The sequence below is a fragment of the Cupriavidus basilensis genome, from assembly GCF_029335485.1.
In the GTDB taxonomy this organism is placed as follows: domain Bacteria; phylum Pseudomonadota; class Gammaproteobacteria; order Burkholderiales; family Burkholderiaceae; genus Cupriavidus; species Cupriavidus basilensis_E.
The window spans coordinates 1-16,381 of record NZ_JARJLM010000111.1; the positions used below are offsets into that span (position 1 = coordinate 1).

Consider the following 16,381-nt stretch of genomic DNA (forward strand, 5'->3'; position numbering starts at 1 on the left):
ATTAACTTTACCGGCAACGGATGGCCGGCAAAGCAGAGGAAGGGGGGGATCCGGCGGTTCAATCCGCCTGTCGGGGATCGATTTTACAGGGTCTTGCACTACTGCTGGCACAGACATTTCCCACCGGTGCATTGCCACCGCCGCGATTGCTCCGAGCGAGCCGGTTGCCCGCCCCGCTCACCCGCCCTGCCGGCTCGCCCGCTACGACAGACAGGCGGCATTGACGATGCCGGCGGCAAGGGACACCACGCCCATCAAGGCGCCCATGCCACGGTTATCCGCGGTGATCTGCTCGCTGACGCCGCGCAGCACCCACGCCACGATCAGATAGGCCAGCACTTGCACCACGAAGGCGCCAAAGCCCCACAATACGAACATCGAGAAAGCCGCATTGTGCTGGATACTGGCCGATAGCGTCAGCGAAAAACCGAGTACCGCGCCGCCCAGCGACAAGGCCGCCGCCACATTGCCTTGCCGGATCAGGTCGAACTCCCGGTGAGGAGTGATACGGGTATACACCAGCAAAAACAGGCCCAGCATGGCGAAACTGGACAGGATGTAGATCAGGTAGGCGTAAGCCGGCTGCAGTGGCAATGTCATATGGGCTCCTGGATGGTTGGGCTGTTCTTCTTGAGCGTTGAATATCGGGGATGGGAGTATGGGTTTCGCGTTTCCGGCCTCGGCCTCAACCGCCGCCGGAGCGCCCCGAACCGCCGAAGCGGCTGGTGAACCCGCCACGCGACGAAACCGGTGCACGGCTGACGGCGGCCGAGCGCATCGACATACCGGCGCTCGCGCCACGCCCGAGACTGCTGCGGCGCAGCGTAGCCTCCTCCACCATGGCCGCATGCGGTGTCCCGGACGCCTGGCCCATGCGGGCCATCTGGCCACTGCTGTCGTACACGCCCAGGGGACGCGGTGCGCCACTCGACATATCCCGCCGGGTCTGCGTGCCGTCGGGGTGGTAGACCGTACCCGATTCGGTGTAGTAGGGCCCGTACCAGCGGGCTATGGGACCGCCATGATAGCCCCCGTGATAGCCGCCTCCCCCGCCACTGCTTGTGCCACCGCCGCCGCCACTGGCGGTGTCAGCCAGGCTGGACGAGTAGAGACGATCGAGAGGCACCGCTTCGCAATCGTCGGGCGAATTCCAGTCGGCCTCGCAGTCGGCCTGCGAAGCGTAGCTGGCGCGCCGCACGGTCACGGCATCATCATCGCCGTCGCTGCTGCAGGAACCGATCACCGCCGCGCCGGTGGCCAGCGCGCACACGCCGATCAGCAACAGCATGGGCCGCGACTTGCGGCCACTGGCGGCGCCAGCGGCCGGCCTGGCCTGGCCGGACCATGCCGGCCGGCTGGAGCCGCTGGTCCGCGGCTGGTAGGGGCTGCCGTATTTCGACGGCTGGCCGCCCTTCTTGCTCTTCTTCCTGGCCATGCTTTGGTCTTTCTCCGGACTAGGCTTTCTGAAAATAATGCGGGACGAAGAAACTGGTGTTCTTGGCGATCGGCCCCAGTTCCTCGCGCACGCACAGACCGGTGGGCACGTCGTCGACGATCCACACACCGAGCGTGGTGTAACGCGCGTCGAAACGCTGCGCGGGTGCGTACGCCTGGTAGATAAAGCCTTCCTCGCCGTACTCGCCGGGATTCTCGAAACGGCCCTGCGGGGTCAGCAGCACCACGCTCTCGCCTTCGCGCGACAGGAACGGCTTCTTGGCATACGAGCGCCCGGCGAACGCGCCCTCGCGGAAGGACGCCTCCAGCAGGTTGGGGTGGCCGGGAAACAGATCCCACAGGATCGGCAGGATGGCCTTGTTGGAGAGCACGGCCTTCCATGGCGGCTCGACCCAGCGCACCGCGCTCCCCGCCAGTTCCGCGCGATAGTCGGAGCTCGCCATCCATTCCCACGGATAGAGCTTGAACACCAGCTCCATCGGCTCGTCGTCGCCATCGTAGAAGCCGCCGCGCCCGTCGGAGCCAACCTGCTCCAGGTCGGTCATCTTGACCGACCAGCCCGCCTGCAGCGCGGTATCCATCAGGTACTCCACATTGCAGACGTCTTCCTGGCTGTCGAACATGCACGCAAAATGCAATACCTTCGCATCGCGGTAATGGCGGCGTAGCCATTGCCAGCGCGCCACCAGCGCCTCGTGCAGGCTGTTGAACTGGTCGGCATCCGGCTGCACCGCCTCTTTCCAGAACCACTGCGCCAGGCTCGATTCGATCAGCGACGTTGGCGTATCGGCGTTGAATTCGTACATCTTGGGCACGCCGAGCGCGTCCATGGTCATATCGAAGCGGCCGAACAGCGTCGGCTCGTCGCGCTCCCAGGACGCGCGGATCAGCCCGGCAAAATCCGGGGCGATGGCGAGCCGCGCGAACAGATCGTGGTCGATCACGTGCTGCACGGCCTCCAGGCAGCGCCGGTTCAGCTCGAGCGCCGCGGCGTACAGCGCTTCGATCTCCTGCGCCTCGAATTCGTAGGCTACGTCTTCGCGCCAGTAGAAGAAGGTGTTGCGGTCCACCTGGCGCGGCAGGTTTTGCTCGTCCAGCGAGTGGAAATGAAAGCCGATGCGTTCCAGCTGTTGCGGCCAGTCGGCACGCGGGGTCTGCGCGATACGTTTCATGGCTGGGTGATTTCCGTGTCCCGCGGCGCGGGAGCGGTGAGGAGAAATTCGTCGAAGGACAGCGTGCGGCGGCCCGGTACGGGCGTCCAGTCGGTGAACCGCGTGACCATGGGCGCCCACCAGCCGGCGGCCTGCTCCAGCACCGGCTGGTAGTCCAGCGCATCGGACTCGGTCACGCCGCGCGCCGGGTTGGCCTGCGCCCAGCGCATGCCGGCGACGATGCTGGACGCCACCTGCAGGCTGGTGGCGGAGTTGTGCGGCGCCAGCCTGCGGGCGCGCTGCACGTCCAGTTGCGAGCCGTGCCATACCGCGCCATGGCATCCGCTCATCAGCAGCACGCCGAGTTCGTCCACGCCATCGTCGATCTCGTCCTTGAGGATGCGATGGCTGGCAATGCGGCTTGCCCCGCGCTCGTCCAGCCACTGCATCGAGGCCAGGGTCGCCCGGGTCGGCCGGTACGCGTAGTAGACCGTTGGCCGGTACAGGGGCTCGCCGGGCGTGGCGCAAGTCAGGTACTCGGCGAGCGAAATCGACTCGTTGTGCGTGATCAGCCAGGCCTCGAAGGGCCCATGCAACGCGGACCACGAGCGCACGCGCGTGCGATGGCCGGGCCGGTCCAGCGCGATGGCGGCATCGCTGCCATCGCCGTGGCGCCTGCCGCCCGGGGGCAGTCCGCGCTCATGGCTGCCCCACCCCAGTTCGGCGTCCTGCAGGCATTCGGTGATAAAGCCGTCGGCCGACCAGGTGTTGGCGAATTCGCCGGGGGCCGGGAAGCCTGGCGCGGACTGGCTGTCGTACTCCGCCACCTGGATCACCCGTACATCGAGCCGGCGCGCGAGCCCGGCCCAGGCGGCCTGGTCTGCGGGCTGGGAGTCGGGCAAGCCGGCATGCCGCGCCAGCTTCAGCAAGGCCGCCTTGACCAGCAGGGAAACCAGGCCGGGATTGGCGCCGTGCGCCACCAGCGCGGTGGGCATGCGCTCGCGGCCGCGGGCAAAGGCCAGCATTTCGCTGCGCAGGGCGTAGTTGCTGAGATGGATCGAATCCATCCCGTCCTCGTAGTCCCAGGGTTCGATGCCGCTATCCAGGTAGAGCGACTGGTGCGCCTGCGCCAGCGCGATCAGGTCGCGGCTGCACACGGCAGGCGCCAGGTTGAGCAGGAAGCTCTGCGGCCCGAGCAAGGGGCCGAGCAACGCCGGATGGTTCCCGGCTGTGACGGTGGCGTGCAGCGGGGCCGCGCGATATTGCCGGGCCAGCGCAAGCCGGTGGGCGTCCATGGTCCGGTCCAGCACCGTGATGGCGGCGTCCGGGTAGGCATGCGACAACAACGGCAGGATGGCCTGGCCGATGCAGCCGAAGCCGACAATGAGAATATGCTCGATGCGCTTGCTTGACATGATGATGTTGCTGCCGGCCATGCACCCGTGGCGCCGGACGGCTGAATACCCCATCGGCCGTTAAGACGACAGGTTGAAAGGCCAGGTCGACTGGCAACGCGGATGAGCGGCGCAGGCGGGCAACGCCAGGATGGCGCGCACCGCTCCGCCCCGCTCCACTCAGGGCACCCACCAGTAGCGGGTGATGTGGAAGAAGATCGGCGCGGCGAACACCACCGAATCCAGCCGGTCCAGCATGCCGCCATGGCCCTGGATCATATGGCCCCAGTCCTTGATATCGCGATCGCGCTTGATGGCCGACATCACCAGTCCGCCAAGAAATCCCATCAGGGCAATCGCCAGCGCGATCAGGCCTGCCTTCCAGGGCGAGCCGTAGGGCGTGATCCACCACAGCGAGGCGCCCAGCGCGGTGGCGCTGGCCACGCCGCCGACAAAGCCTTCGACGGTCTTCGACGGCGACAGCAGCGGGGCGATCCTGGTCTTGCCGAGCAGCTTGCCCCACACGTACTGCAGCACGTCGCTGCCCTGCACCACGATCACCAGGAAGGCGATCAGCAGCAGGTTGCGATCCTCGAAGCCGGGAATCGGCAAGGTCAGCAAGGCCGGCACATGGGAGATGCAGAACACGCAGATCATCACCGCCCATTGCACCTCCGCGCAGCGTTCGAAGAAGCGCGTGGTTTCCGCCGACAACGCCGACAGGATCGGCAGGAACAGGAACGCGTAGACCGGGATAAAGATGGAGAACAGCCCGTACCAGCCGATATACACCAGCACATACTGCATGGGCAGGAAGACGAAGAAGGCGGCAACGATGGCGCGATGGTCGCCGCGCCGCGTGGTGGTGATGGTGATGAACTCGCGCAAGGCGAAGAACGACAGCAGGTAGAACAGCACGATGATGGCGGTCCGCCCCAGGGCGAAGGTCACCCCGAGCACGCCGATCATCCACCACCAGGCGGACACCCGTGCGCCCAGGTTGTCGATGACCGCATGCGGGCGGCCCCCGGCAACGCGCCAGCGCAGCAGCGCGGTCACGGCGGAGGCCAGCAACAGCACGCCGAAGACGCCGCCGAACAGCAGCCAGGTCTCGTGCATCATGGTCGGTCGAGGAATGGTCATGGTGTCTTAGTCCAGCTTCGGCGCAAGCGACAGCAAGCCTGCGCGGCAACGCGCCAGGAAATCGTCCTTGGCTTCTTCCGCGCCAAGCTTCAGCGGCTTGCCGAAGGTAACCGTGCATAGCAGCGGCACCGGCACGAACTCGCCCTTGGGCATCACACGGTTGAGGTTGTCGATCCACACGGGCACGAACTCCACCTCGGCGCAGGTACGCGCGAGATGATAGATGCCGCTCTTGAAGGGCAGCAGCCGCTCGTCGGTGGTATTGCGGGTGCCCTCGGGAAACAGGATCAGCGAATCGCCCTGCCGCACCGCGTGCTCCATCAGCGCCACCGGATCGCTGCCCGGCTCGCTACGGCTGCGATCGATCAGCAGGGCATTGAACACATCCCTGCCGATAAACCGGCGCAATGACGACTTGTTCCAGTAGTCCGCGCCCGCCACCGGCCGCGTGAGCGGGCGCAGGTCCGGCGGCAGGCAACCCCAGATCAGCACGAAGTCGCCGTGGCTGCTGTGGTTGGCGAAATAGATGCGCTGCACCGCGGCGGGCAGGCAGCCGTTCCAGCGAGCCTGCATGCCGGTCAGCAAACGTGCGAACAGGATGATGGCGCGCGCCACCAGTTTGGCAAACCACATTCGTGTTATCTCAGCAGCAACAGCAGCAAGGCTGCCAGCAATTGCAGGGCAGCCAGCGCGGCGGCCCAGTGGAGGAAACGCAGTGCGCCGCGAGCGCGCCGCGCCAGGGAGCGGCCGCCGGCCACCGGCCGGCCCCAGCCCAGCCCCGCCAGCGCCTGGTCGAGCGAGGCCAGGGATGCAGCCATGCCGGCAAGCGCCGAAGCCTCGGCGAGCGCGCCGAACAGGCGCCGGTCGATCGCCACGCGTATCAGCAGCCACAGCTGGACAGCGCCGAGCGCGGCCGCCACGATGCCGAGCACAAGATAGACGCGGCCCGCGGGCGACAGGGTGCCGGCCAGCAGCAGGTTGACCAATGCCAGCGCCAGCCCGGCCCAGACCAGGCGGGCTGCGGCGTCGAGCCCGCCCACCGCGGCCTGCGCCACCCAGTGCTCGGCGCCAGCCTCGAGCCGGTCGTCGTCATGCGTTGAGATCGGCATGGCCTGCTCCCCCGGAAACCTGCGCGGCCGCGCGCTGGCGGCCGATGAATTGCGATAGCGCGGCCACGCTGTCCGGGCCCAGCACCACGGCCGGGCGGTATTTGCGCAGCAGCGCCAGCGTCTCTCCAGCATCGTGCACGCCGGCATGCCCGGACAACCACGCGCCGGCCACCAGCGCGCTGCGCGAGTAGCCGAGCGCGCAGCAAACCAGTACCTTGCGCCCGTCGCGATGCCACGCGTCAAGCACGCCCACTGCTTCATCCAGCTGCGCGGGCGTGGGCACGGTCAGGTCCAGCACCGGCACGCAGCGATACCAGGCAGCGGGCGCCAGCCGGGGCAATTCGGCACTCAGGTCGAGTACGGCATCGGCGCCGAGCCGGCGCAGTTCCGCGCTGCCCGGCAAACGGCCAACCCACACCCCCGGCACGATCTCGCTGGCGCCGGGCTGGCGGCGCGTCCACCAGCGCGAATTGGCGAAGGCGCCAAGCAGATAGGGCGCCAGCACCCAGCGCGCGGCAAGCGGCATATGGCCGTCGTGCCGCTTCTGGAACAGGGTGGCCTGGCCTTGCCGATAGATCGCGGCAACGCATGCCAGGGCCAGCGCGAGCCAGCCCAGCAGCAACGCGGCAACGGCGGACGTCGACAACAGCGCCAGGGCGACCGCGCCAACGGCCAGGGCGGCCACCGCGTAACGCATAGCCAATTGCCGCGTGCGTCCCCTGGCAGCGGGCCCGGCAGCCGCCTGCCCGCGCTGGAAAGGAAACAGGAAAACGCAGAACCAGCCCACCAGCCAGCCGGTGGGCACATCGATGACATGGTGCTGGTAGGTGGTCAGCACGGACACCCCGATCAGCGCGAACCAGCCGTGCAGCAGCCAGCGCCAGCCGCCGCGCGCGTGCATGGCGTAGGCCACCCACAGGATCACCAGCAGGCCGATATGCAGGGACGGCGCCTGGTTGAACGGCTTGTCGAACCCGCCCAGCAGCGTGAACAGATGGCCTGGCAGGCCATCGGCCTGTGGCCGCTCGAAGGCGAAACGCAGCGGAAAGGCAATGAAGCAAGCCACCGATATCAGCTGCGCGGCCAGCAAGCGCCTGGCGTGGGTCAGCAGGTCGGCCCGCGTGCGCCACAGGAAGAAGGACAGGCCGTAGAGCAGGTCGATCGACCAGTACGGCACGATGCTCCACGGCACAAAGGGAATCTGCCGCTCCCACCCGAAAAAGAAGAACGGCACCGCCGAGCGCTGGCTCGCCAGCCAGTTGGCGAGTCCATACGAGGAGAAGAACAGCGCGCCCATGGCGGCCAGCAGGACCAGGGCGAGGCCCCACGGGCGAGCCCCGGTGGCGCCGGCCTGCCCTGCCGCCATGGCGGTATGCGCGTCTCGGGCGCGCTGGCGCAGCATCATGCAGTCCTGCGCGCCAGGCTGACCGTGAAGATGCCCCACGGGTCGATACGCTGGGCAATCTTCTCGAAACCGGCCTGCCGCACCAGTTCGTCCATCTCCGCCTGCGGGCGCCGCCGCATCACCCAGGCCGAACCGGCGCGGTGGCTGGTGAGCGCGCGCGCGATGAATTCGAGCTGCGGGTGCCAGGGCTGGCCCGTATACACCAGGTAGCCGCCCGGCGCCACCGCCCGTGCCAGCCCACCCAGCGAGCGCGACACCATGGCGTTGTCGCCAAACAGTTCATACAGGCCGGAGACGATAGCCAGCGTGGGCGCCGGGTCGAGCGCGGCAAGGTCGTCGCCGTCGAACGCATCGCCCTTCTCGAAGCGGGCGATATCGGCGAGACCCTTGGCGCGGATCAGTGCGCGGCCCTGCGTGACGTTGATATCGCTATAGTCGCGCAGCAGGATGCTCTGCACCTGTTGCGCGGCGGCGCCATGGAAGCCGTTCGCCAGCGCCTCCAGCACGTAGCGGCCATGGCCCGCGGCGATGTCGACAATGCGCACCGGCGCGCCGGCAGCGCGCAGGCTGGCGATCGCATCGCCCAGCAACTCCTCGATATGCACCTTGCGCTGGCGGATGCCGCGCCAGCCGATAGCGTCCAGGTAATTGCGGTCGATCACCGGACCGATGCCGAAGCGCCCCCCCGCCTTGTTGCAATAGACGTAGTCCAGCGTGGAGCCGGAGTCGAAGCCGGTCTGGTGCCCCAGCCGCACGCCATCGGACAGCAGGCCGCCGAACTTCAGGCCGGCCCGCGCCAGGGCCCAGTACATGCCAGCCGGGCTGGCCGGAGACAGCGGCCGTGCGAGCCGGTCCGACTCCTCCTTGAATGCGCCGCTGCGGTCCGCGTTCAGCAGCGTGACCGGCGCCGACGGTGTCTCGAACTCGCGCACGATAAAGCGCCTTGCCGCCGCCACGGCCGGGGCGCGATCGCGCTCGCCCAGGGTGTCATGGTAAAAGCCGTCCAGCACGATGCGTTCCTTGACGGCAGAGCCCAGCCGCTCGTAGAACGCGTCCTGCGGCGCGCGGTGAACCACCCAGTCCGCACCGGAAATCAGCAACTGCGTCGGCACGGTGATGGCCGCTGCATCGGCCACGATGCGCTCCGCCGTCTCATAGAGGTCCAGCAGGATATTGACGGCAATCGGGCGCGTGATCAGCGGGTCTTGCTGGTAGCTGGCGATGCGCCCGGGATCGTGCGTCAGGAACCTGGCCTTGACGTAGCTGTTGACGAAGAACTTGCCGCGCAGCCTGTGCATCAATTTCAGGCCCGGACGCGCCAGCGGCACGTAGAGCTTGACCTTGAAGGCCGGCGACGCCAGCACCAGGCTGCGGATCCGCGGCGCGTAATCGTGCACCCAGGTTGCGGCCAGGACCGCGCCCACGCTTTGCGCCACCACCGCGATGCGCTCCACCGGAATGCCGTGGACGGCGGCGATATGGTCGACGAAGGTCTGGATGTCGCGCACCGAGGTGGCCAGGCTGGGGCTGTAGCCCCGCTCCCCCGGCGAGCGTCCATGGCCGCGCGCATCCCACGCGAAGAAAGCGTGGCCGGGCAGGTCCAGTTCATCCACCAGGTGGGCGATACGGCCCGAATGCTCGTGCCCGCGATGAAACAGGACCACGGCGCCTAGCGGGCCGCTACCTGCGGCCGGCCAGTGGCGGTAGAACAGCGACTGGCCATCGTGGGTCTTGAACTGCGCTTCGACGGGGGTACGACCGGTTTGACTATCCACGTAGTATCACTCCATGGGTTGGGAAGGCGGTTCGCGCGACGGCGCCGGTGTCCGGCGCGCCAGCTCTGCCTCGGCCACGCCGCGGCGCACCCGGTTTGCGATGGTCAGCAATGACAGCAGCGACAACAGCACCCACAGCCAGTGCGCAGCATAGGCCAGGCCCAGGCCAAGCCCGACCCACAAGCCAAGCGCACCCAGCAGCAGTGCCCGGTCGCTCTTGCCGAGCGGACCGTCATAGCGCCGGCTGGCGCCGGCCAGCGGCCCGATCAGGCCCGCGCATTCGACGATCACGGCCAGGACGGCGAACACCATGACCTCGCCGGCCCCGAAAGGCGGAACCAGCGCAAACGGCAGGATCAATGCAAGATCGGAGACGATGTCGCCCAGTTCATTGAGATAGGCGCCCAGTACGCTCTGCTGGCCATGCTCGCGCGCCAGCATGCCGTCGATGGCGTTGAGTGCCATGCGCACAAACAGCCAGAGGGGCATCAGGAGGAACACCAGCGGCAGCCAGGCCAGCGCCGCGACCAGCGCTCCGACCACCAGCGACCCGCCAGCGGCGGCCAGCGTGACCTGGTTGGCAGTCACGCCTTGCGCGGCAAGGCGCTTCACCAGGGGCCGCAAGAGCGCCTGGAATTTTGGTTTGATCTGGTAAAGCGTCATGTTCCGTGGCTTGTCGAGGCCTTATGTTATTGCGGCCGCCGTGCCCGCACCCGCGCACACCGGCCAAATGCGATTTTGTATCTCTTTTCTATCCTCTTCCATCCCTTTTGCGTCTCTTCCGCACTCTAATTTCAGACCACGCCACCTATCGTCAGTGACGGCCCATGGCCGCTCGCGGCATCGGTGCGGTGTGCCTCGCTCCCGACAATTCGGCAAGGATAGCGTGATATCAGGCGTTTACGCCATTCATTAAGAATTTATGAGATTTTTGGCACATTTCCGGCCTATTTTCGGACGATGCTGATCAGGATGCCTTCCACGGCGCCGCAGCATCATTGCGAAGAATTCGGAACGAATAGGAGGGATATGCGCGAACTTGCCGAAAAAAGGGCTGAGAAGCCCCCCCACCACAGCATTGGAGACGTCGGCGCAGGCCAGGCAGGCGAACCAGGTCAGCGGGCAACTGCCCGCGGGAGTGGAAGGAAGGAAGGAAGGAAGGAAGGAAGGAAAGCGCATGACAGGATTGTCATGTACCAGTCATGTTGCCGTGGGTGCCGGATTCTTAGACTGGCGGCACGGTCGATCGATGGAGATCGCCGAACCCCAGGAGAAACACCATGCGTACGATCAAGCAAGCCCTGCTGGCCACCACCCTGGCCGCCACCTTGGCCGGTGTTGCCGGCCTCGCCAGCGCCGCGCCGCGCAGCGTCGATCCCTATCTCGATGGCGCAGCCGCTGGTCAGACCCGTGATATTTACTCGCAGGGCGCCAGCAAACTGGGGCCGCGCGATCCCTATACGGACGGTAACCGCCTCGGTCCGCGCGACCCGTACAGCGACGGCGCACGCATCGGCACCCGCGACACCTTCAGCGACGGCGCTTGAGCGCCATGGCGACGCCTGAGGCGCGCGCCGGGCGATCAGCGGATCTCGCTGTAGATGCGGCGGGCCTGCTCGGCCGAGGCTAGCGGACGGCCCAGCGTCCGCGCGCCCTCGGCCGCCTGCCCGACCAGGGCCGCGTTGCCTGGCGCGGTGCTGCCGTCGCGCAGCTTCAGGTTGTTCTCGAATCCGACCCGTACATGCCCCCCAAAGGCCGCGGCGGTGGTCACGCAGGCATTCTCCTCGCGCCCGAAGGCGCAGATTGCCCACGGCAGCGAGCCGTCGAAAACCTGCAGGAATGGCAGCAGGTCATGCGGCGACGAGACCTGCCCGGCCGAATAGCGGCCCAGCACAAACAGCACCGACCACGCGCCCGGCGGCACCAGCCCGCGCGCCCGCAGGGCTTGCCAGCGCGCCACGTCGGCCGCGTCGTACAGGATAATCTGCGTCATGACCCGCTCCCGCGCCAGCCAGGCGAGGAAGCCGGCCAGTTCCGCCTCGGGGATGTCCGGCACTGCGATTTCACGCAGGCCGATCGAGACCGCTTCCGGCCGCAGCTCACGCACCATCGCAATCTGTTCGGCGGCACGGTAGATGCCAGCGGCCTCGCTGGTTACCTGGACCAGCAGCGCATCGCCCACCGCCTGCCTGACCGCGGCCAGGGCCTCTCGATAGATCCCGGCATCCAGGGAATGGCGCCCATCGGGCTGGCGCACGTGCATATGCATCATGGCGGCGCCGGCATCGAGGCAGGCACGTGCCTCGGCGGCCAGCGTCCGCGCGGTCAGCGGCACGGCCGGGTGATCCTTGGCGGTCTTGTAGGCACCGTTGGGCGCCACGGTAATGATCAGCGGGGAATCCGCCAGCAGGGTGTGTTCACTCATATTGCATTCGGTATCGGTAGGTCCGGCATTTCCGGGGCTGCATTCCGGCAAACATCGGTATTGCCATATTGCCTGGAATTCTCAGGGTTCGATCTTCGGCAACTCCGGCGCGATCAGGTCGAGCCCCGCGCGCAGCAGGCGATCATAACGCTCGCGCTCGGCGGCGATGGCCTCGGGTGTCCACTGGTAGAAACCTTCTCCGCTCTTCATGCCATGGCGGCCGTCCGCGGCCCGCTCGCTCAGGCAGCGGGCCGGCGTCGCGGCGTTGCAGAAGGTGGGATACATGGTAGCCCCGGCCGCCGCGTGCACGTCGATGCCGGCATGGTCGCGCTGCATCACCGGGCCGGCGGCCAGGAAGCGAAAGCCGAAGCCGAAACGCACCGCCGCATCCACATCCTCGGGCGAGGCGATGCCGCGGTCGATCAGGTCGAAAGCCTCGCGCGACAAGGCGTGCTGCAAGCGGTTGGCGAGAAATCCCGGCAGGTCTTTCTTCACCTTGACCGGCACCATGCCGCACCGGCGCATGAAGGCGATCAAGGCGTCGGCGCCGGCCTCGGCGCTGCCGTTGCCCAGCACCACCTCCACCAGCGGCACCAGGTGGGCCGGCATGAAGAAATGCAGTCCGAGCATGCGCTCGCGGGTGGGCAGGCCCTCGCCGATGGCACTGATCGGGAAGCTCGAGCTATTGCTGGCCAGGATGGCATCCGGCCGCGCGCGCCGGGCCAGGTCGGCAAACAGGGCGCGCTTGATATCGAGCCGCTCGGGAATGCATTCGATCACCAGGTCGACCGTGTTCCAGTCGATGGCTTCGAGCGAGGCCGCTACCGCCAGGCCGGCAATGCCGGCCTCGGCTGCCGGCCCGATGGCCGCGAGATTGGCGGCAACCCTGGCCGGCACCGCGGCGGCGCGGTGCGCCTCGGGCTCGACCACGGTGGTGCGGCAAAGCGCGCGGGCCAGCACCACGGCTACGTCGGCGCCCATGGTGCCGCCGCCCACCACCACGGCGTGGGCGGTGCCGGGACCGGCTAGCGAAAAGGCGGCGGGGACATCGGGCATGGTGCTCCTCGGTACGGACTGGCGTGGTTGTATTGGGATGGCTGCCCACGAAGATATGGCGAAAACGGCGCCTGACAGTGCCCTGTCGTGCCTCGCGGCGTGGGTTCAGCACGATTGAGCGCCAGTGTAGACAAGCCGCGTTGATTGATGAATCAGATTTTCCATATAGAATGATCTGAAAATCAGATCAATCCCATGAAAATCAACTTATCGATGCGCGACGTCGAGACCACGCTGGTGCTCGGCCGGACCCTGAACTTCCGTCAGGCGGCAGGCCAGTTGCATTTGTCGCAGTCCGCGCTGTCCACCCAGATCCTGCGCATCGAGGAATCGCTCGGCGTGCGGCTGTTCGACCGCACCACCCGCACGGTGCGCCTGACGGCGGCGGGCGAGGTCTTCATGCAGCAGGCGGCGATCCTGCAGGCCGCCTTCCGCGACGCCATCGATGCGGTCAGCGGCATCGCCAGTGCCGAACGCGGCCAGGTTGCGGTGGCCGCCCTGCCGTCTCTGGCGGCCCGCCTGCTGCCGCGCGTGCTGATGGCCTTCCGGCGAGACCATCCGCAGGTAGCGCTCAAGGTCTACGACACGCTTTCCGGCCCCGCCTTCGACCTGGTGCGCGCCGGCGAGGTGGACTTCGCGCTGACCGCAGCCGACCCGCAGCAGGCAGACCTGCACTACGACCCCATGATGTCCGACCGCTTCGTGCTGCTGATCCCCGCCGGGCACCCGCTGGCGCAAGGCAAGGGGCCGCTGCGCTGGGCCGACACCGTCGACGCGCCACACGTTTCCATGAACCACCCCAGCAGCGTGCGCCAGTACGCCGAATGGGCCTTCCTGCAGAATCGCATCCGCTTCCAGCCGGTGTTCGAGGCCGAGCACCTGACCACCATCGCGGCCATGGTCGAATGCGGCTTCGGCGTGGCTGCGCTGCCGGAAATCGCGGCCGGCACGGTGCGCCAGGCCGGCATCGTCGAGCGCCTGCTCACCGCCCCGGTGACGGAACGCTCGATCGGGCTGGTGACGGCGCGCAACCGCAGCCTGTCGCCCGCGGCGGTGGCGCTGGTCGGCGCCTTGCGCGCCCACCTGGCTCAGGCTGGCGGCGGCGTGCCTGCCACCCCGTGAGCGGTACTGGCGCCGTTGGCAAGCGCGCGATGCGCGAAGCGGTAAGCAAACCGTACAACGCTTGAAAGCGCGCCGGCATTCGCGGTATGTTCGACGCCGGCAGCCACATCGGAAATCAAGGAAGCAGGCGTGACACAGACACCAGCAGTACAACCCCGGCCCTCGCCCGTCCGGCCGCGGAGACCCGTTTGAATATCGTCGTCGACGTACTTATCCTGGCGGGCGCGCTGCTGGCCATTGTCGCGGTGGTGCAGGTCGCCGCAGCCAGGCTGACGCTGCCGGAATCCACGCTGCTCTCGGCGATCGGTATCGCCATCGGTGCCGGCTACGTGCTCATCGATGCCTCCGCCCCGCAGTTCGCCCGGCATTTCCTGCATCCGCTGATCGACCCGGCCCTGCCGCCCGAGGCCTACCTGTGGATCTTCCTGCCGCCATTGCTGTTCCATGCCGCGCTGACCGCCGACGTGCGCAATATGCTGCCGGACGCGGCACCGGTCCTGCTGCTGGCCATCGTGGCCGTGATCGTGGCCACCGGCGTGATCGGGCTGGCCACCTCCCTGGCCAGCGGTACCAGCGTGGTGGTCTGCCTGTTGCTGGGCGCGGTGGTGGCCACCACCGATCCGGCCGCGGTGATCGCGATCTTCCGCGACGTGGGCGCCCCGGCCCGGCTGATCCGGCTGGTCGAAGGCGAGAGCCTGCTTAACGACGCCGCCGCCATCGCCATTGCCGGTGTGCTGGTGGCCATGCTGACCGGGCACGGGACCGACGCCACGCTCGGCGCCGGATTGCGCGAGCTGGCCTGGTCCTTTGCCGGCGGCGTGCTGTGCGGCGCGATCGCGGGGCGGCTGGTGGCCGACCTGCTGCCTCGCCTGGCCGGGCTGGCCATGGCCGAAGGCGCGCTGACGCTGGCGCTGCCCTACCCGCTGTACCTGCTGGCCGACCAGTTGCTCGGTGTCTCGGGCGTGGTAGCCGTGGTGTGCGCCGGGCTGATGGTGAGCGCGCTCGGTCCCACCCGGTTGCGCCCGCGCAACTGGCGTCACCTGCGCATGATCTGGGAACAGTTCGCAGGGATCGCGGGGGCCATCGTCTTCCTGCTGGCGGCAGTACGGGTGCCGTCGCTGCTGGCCGGGGTGACGCCGCACCATGGCCTGTGGCTGCTGGCGCTGGTGCTGGCCGCGCTGGCCGCGCGCCTGCTGACCTTGTTCGGCTTGCTGCCGCTGCTGTCGTGGCTGAAGCTGAGCGCGCCGATCAATGGGGCCTACAAGCTGGCGATTGCCTGGGGCGGTCTGCGCGGCGCGGTCACGCTGGTGCTGGCGCTGGGCATCGCCGAAAACGATGCCCTGCCTTATGAAGCACGCCATTTTGTCGCCATCCTGGCTACCGGCTTCGTGCTGGTGAGCCTGCTGCTCAACGGCACCACGCTGCGCTGGCTGATCCACCAGCTTGGCCTGGATCGGCTCTCGCCACAGGAACAGGCGCTGCAGCAGCAGGCCATCCGGCTCTCGACCGAGGAGGTCGAGACCATGCTGGAGCGCATCGCACAGACCTTCGACCTGCCCCCGGCCGCGGCACGCGAGGTGGCGGCGCATTACCGGCGCGAGATCGAGCTGGGCTCGATGGAGTTCGACTTCGATACCGCCCTGTCCGAGCGCGACCGCTTCACCATTGGCCTGGTCACGCTGGCCACGCGCGAGCGCGAACTGATCCCAGAGTATGGCGACGGCGTGATCTCGGTGGCCAACCTCGACGCCATGATGCGCAATACCGCGATGATGATCGATGCGGCGCGCGAGCATGGACGCCTGGGCTACAACCGCGCCGCCCGGCATATCCTGGACTACCAGCGCGGCTACCGCATAGCGCTGTTCCTGCATCGGCGCTTGTCGATCGACCGGCCGCTGGCCCGCGCGCTGGCCGACCGCTTCGAACTGCTGGTCTGCCGCCAGACCGTGCTGGAGCGGCTGCGCCAATACAACCGCTCACTGCTGACACCGGTGTTCGGGGCGCGGCTGACGACCGTGCTGGACGGCGTGCTCGAAGAGCGTGTCAGGTCGGCTAGCGGGGGCCTGGACGAAATGCGGGCACAGTTCGGCGGCTACACGGTAGCGCTGGAGAAGCGCCTGCTGATGCTGTTCGCCTTGCGCAAGGGCCAGCGCTCGCTGGAAGCCATGCGCGAGGAGAACGTGATTTCAAGGGAAGCCTATAACCAGATCGCGCAGGTGACCCAGCGCGCGTGGCAGGCCAACCTGGCGCGCCCGCCGCTGCGCAGCGCGCTGGCGCCAACGGCGGCGTCCGCCGGGATGCGCAGTCCACCGCAAGCAGGCGAGCCCGACTGAAGCCCGGCTG

General features: G+C 67.7%; 15 protein-coding genes. 3 read left to right on the top strand and 12 right to left on the bottom strand.

All coding sequences use genetic code 11. The annotated features are described in order from the left end of the window. Positions 1-201 precede the first annotated feature (201 nt). The 10 genes from P3W85_RS06285 to P3W85_RS06330 all read right to left on the bottom strand — a co-directional run bounded on the left by P3W85_RS06285 (position 202) and on the right by P3W85_RS06330 (position 10,095). Positions 202-600 (bottom strand): DUF350 domain-containing protein, encoded by a 399-nt coding sequence (locus P3W85_RS06285; RefSeq protein ID WP_017226680.1) that lies wholly within the window; start codon positions 598-600, stop codon positions 202-204. Between the two features lie 85 nt (positions 601-685). After that, a complete protein-coding gene (locus P3W85_RS06290; RefSeq protein ID WP_276264144.1) occupies positions 686-1,435 on the bottom strand; it encodes a hypothetical protein in 750 nt (249 codons plus the stop codon). 19 nt (positions 1,436-1,454) lie between these two features. Next, a complete protein-coding gene (locus P3W85_RS06295) occupies positions 1,455-2,627 on the bottom strand; it encodes a glutathionylspermidine synthase family protein (protein ID WP_276264145.1) in 1,173 nt (390 codons plus the stop codon). After that, a complete protein-coding gene (locus P3W85_RS06300) occupies positions 2,624-4,021 on the bottom strand; it encodes a saccharopine dehydrogenase C-terminal domain-containing protein (protein WP_276264146.1) in 1,398 nt (465 codons plus the stop codon). Before P3W85_RS06300 ends, P3W85_RS06295 begins: the two co-directional genes overlap by 4 nt. Before the next feature lie 159 nt (positions 4,022-4,180). Then, the gene (locus P3W85_RS06305; RefSeq protein ID WP_051078422.1) at positions 4,181-5,143 is read right to left on the bottom strand and encodes a phosphatidate cytidylyltransferase; all 963 of its coding nucleotides are present in this window, start codon (positions 5,141-5,143) and stop codon (positions 4,181-4,183) included. Positions 5,144-5,149: 6 nt separating this feature from the next. Then, complete coding sequence (locus tag P3W85_RS06310; RefSeq protein ID WP_276264147.1) at positions 5,150-5,776, bottom strand: lysophospholipid acyltransferase family protein; 627 nt, start codon at positions 5,774-5,776, stop codon at positions 5,150-5,152. A gap of 5 nt (positions 5,777-5,781) precedes the next feature. Further along, a complete protein-coding gene (locus P3W85_RS06315) occupies positions 5,782-6,252 on the bottom strand; it encodes a hypothetical protein (RefSeq protein WP_276264148.1) in 471 nt (156 codons plus the stop codon). Beyond that, complete coding sequence (locus P3W85_RS06320; protein ID WP_430869506.1) at positions 6,233-7,654, bottom strand: phosphatase PAP2/dual specificity phosphatase family protein; 1,422 nt, start codon at positions 7,652-7,654, stop codon at positions 6,233-6,235. The genes P3W85_RS06315 and P3W85_RS06320 overlap by 20 nt, the downstream gene beginning before the upstream one ends. After that, positions 7,654-9,432, bottom strand: a complete 1,779-nt coding sequence (locus tag P3W85_RS06325; protein ID WP_276264149.1) for a bifunctional alpha/beta hydrolase/class I SAM-dependent methyltransferase — start codon at positions 9,430-9,432, stop codon at positions 7,654-7,656. Before P3W85_RS06325 ends, P3W85_RS06320 begins: the two co-directional genes overlap by 1 nt. 6 nt (positions 9,433-9,438) lie before the next feature. Continuing rightward, on the bottom strand, positions 9,439-10,095 hold the full coding sequence (locus tag P3W85_RS06330) for a CDP-alcohol phosphatidyltransferase family protein (protein WP_017229046.1): 657 nt from the start codon (positions 10,093-10,095) through the stop codon (positions 9,439-9,441). A gap of 617 nt (positions 10,096-10,712) precedes the next feature. Here P3W85_RS06330 and P3W85_RS06335 point away from each other — a divergent pair. Further along, positions 10,713-10,979, top strand: coding sequence for a copper resistance protein CopQ (locus P3W85_RS06335; protein ID WP_276264150.1), 267 nt, complete (start codon positions 10,713-10,715; stop codon positions 10,977-10,979). 35 nt (positions 10,980-11,014) lie between these two features. Here the strand turns inward: P3W85_RS06335 and P3W85_RS06340 are convergent, their stop codons facing one another. Both P3W85_RS06340 and P3W85_RS06345 read right to left on the bottom strand, forming a co-directional pair. Beyond that, on the bottom strand, positions 11,015-11,857 hold the full coding sequence (locus tag P3W85_RS06340) for a 3-keto-5-aminohexanoate cleavage protein (protein ID WP_276264151.1): 843 nt from the start codon (positions 11,855-11,857) through the stop codon (positions 11,015-11,017). 81 nt (positions 11,858-11,938) lie between these two features. Beyond that, a complete protein-coding gene (locus tag P3W85_RS06345; protein WP_276264152.1) occupies positions 11,939-12,913 on the bottom strand; it encodes a 3-hydroxyacyl-CoA dehydrogenase family protein in 975 nt (324 codons plus the stop codon). Positions 12,914-13,108: 195 nt separating this feature from the next. Here P3W85_RS06345 and P3W85_RS06350 point away from each other — a divergent pair, with 195 nt between their 5' ends. After that, positions 13,109-14,035: a LysR family transcriptional regulator gene (locus tag P3W85_RS06350; protein ID WP_276264153.1), complete on the top strand. Its 927-nt coding sequence runs from the start codon at positions 13,109-13,111 to the stop codon at positions 14,033-14,035. Between the two features lie 188 nt (positions 14,036-14,223). Then, the gene (locus P3W85_RS06355) at positions 14,224-16,371 is read left to right on the top strand and encodes a cation:proton antiporter (protein WP_276264154.1); all 2,148 of its coding nucleotides are present in this window, start codon (positions 14,224-14,226) and stop codon (positions 16,369-16,371) included. The last annotated feature ends 10 nt before the right edge of the window (positions 16,372-16,381 follow it).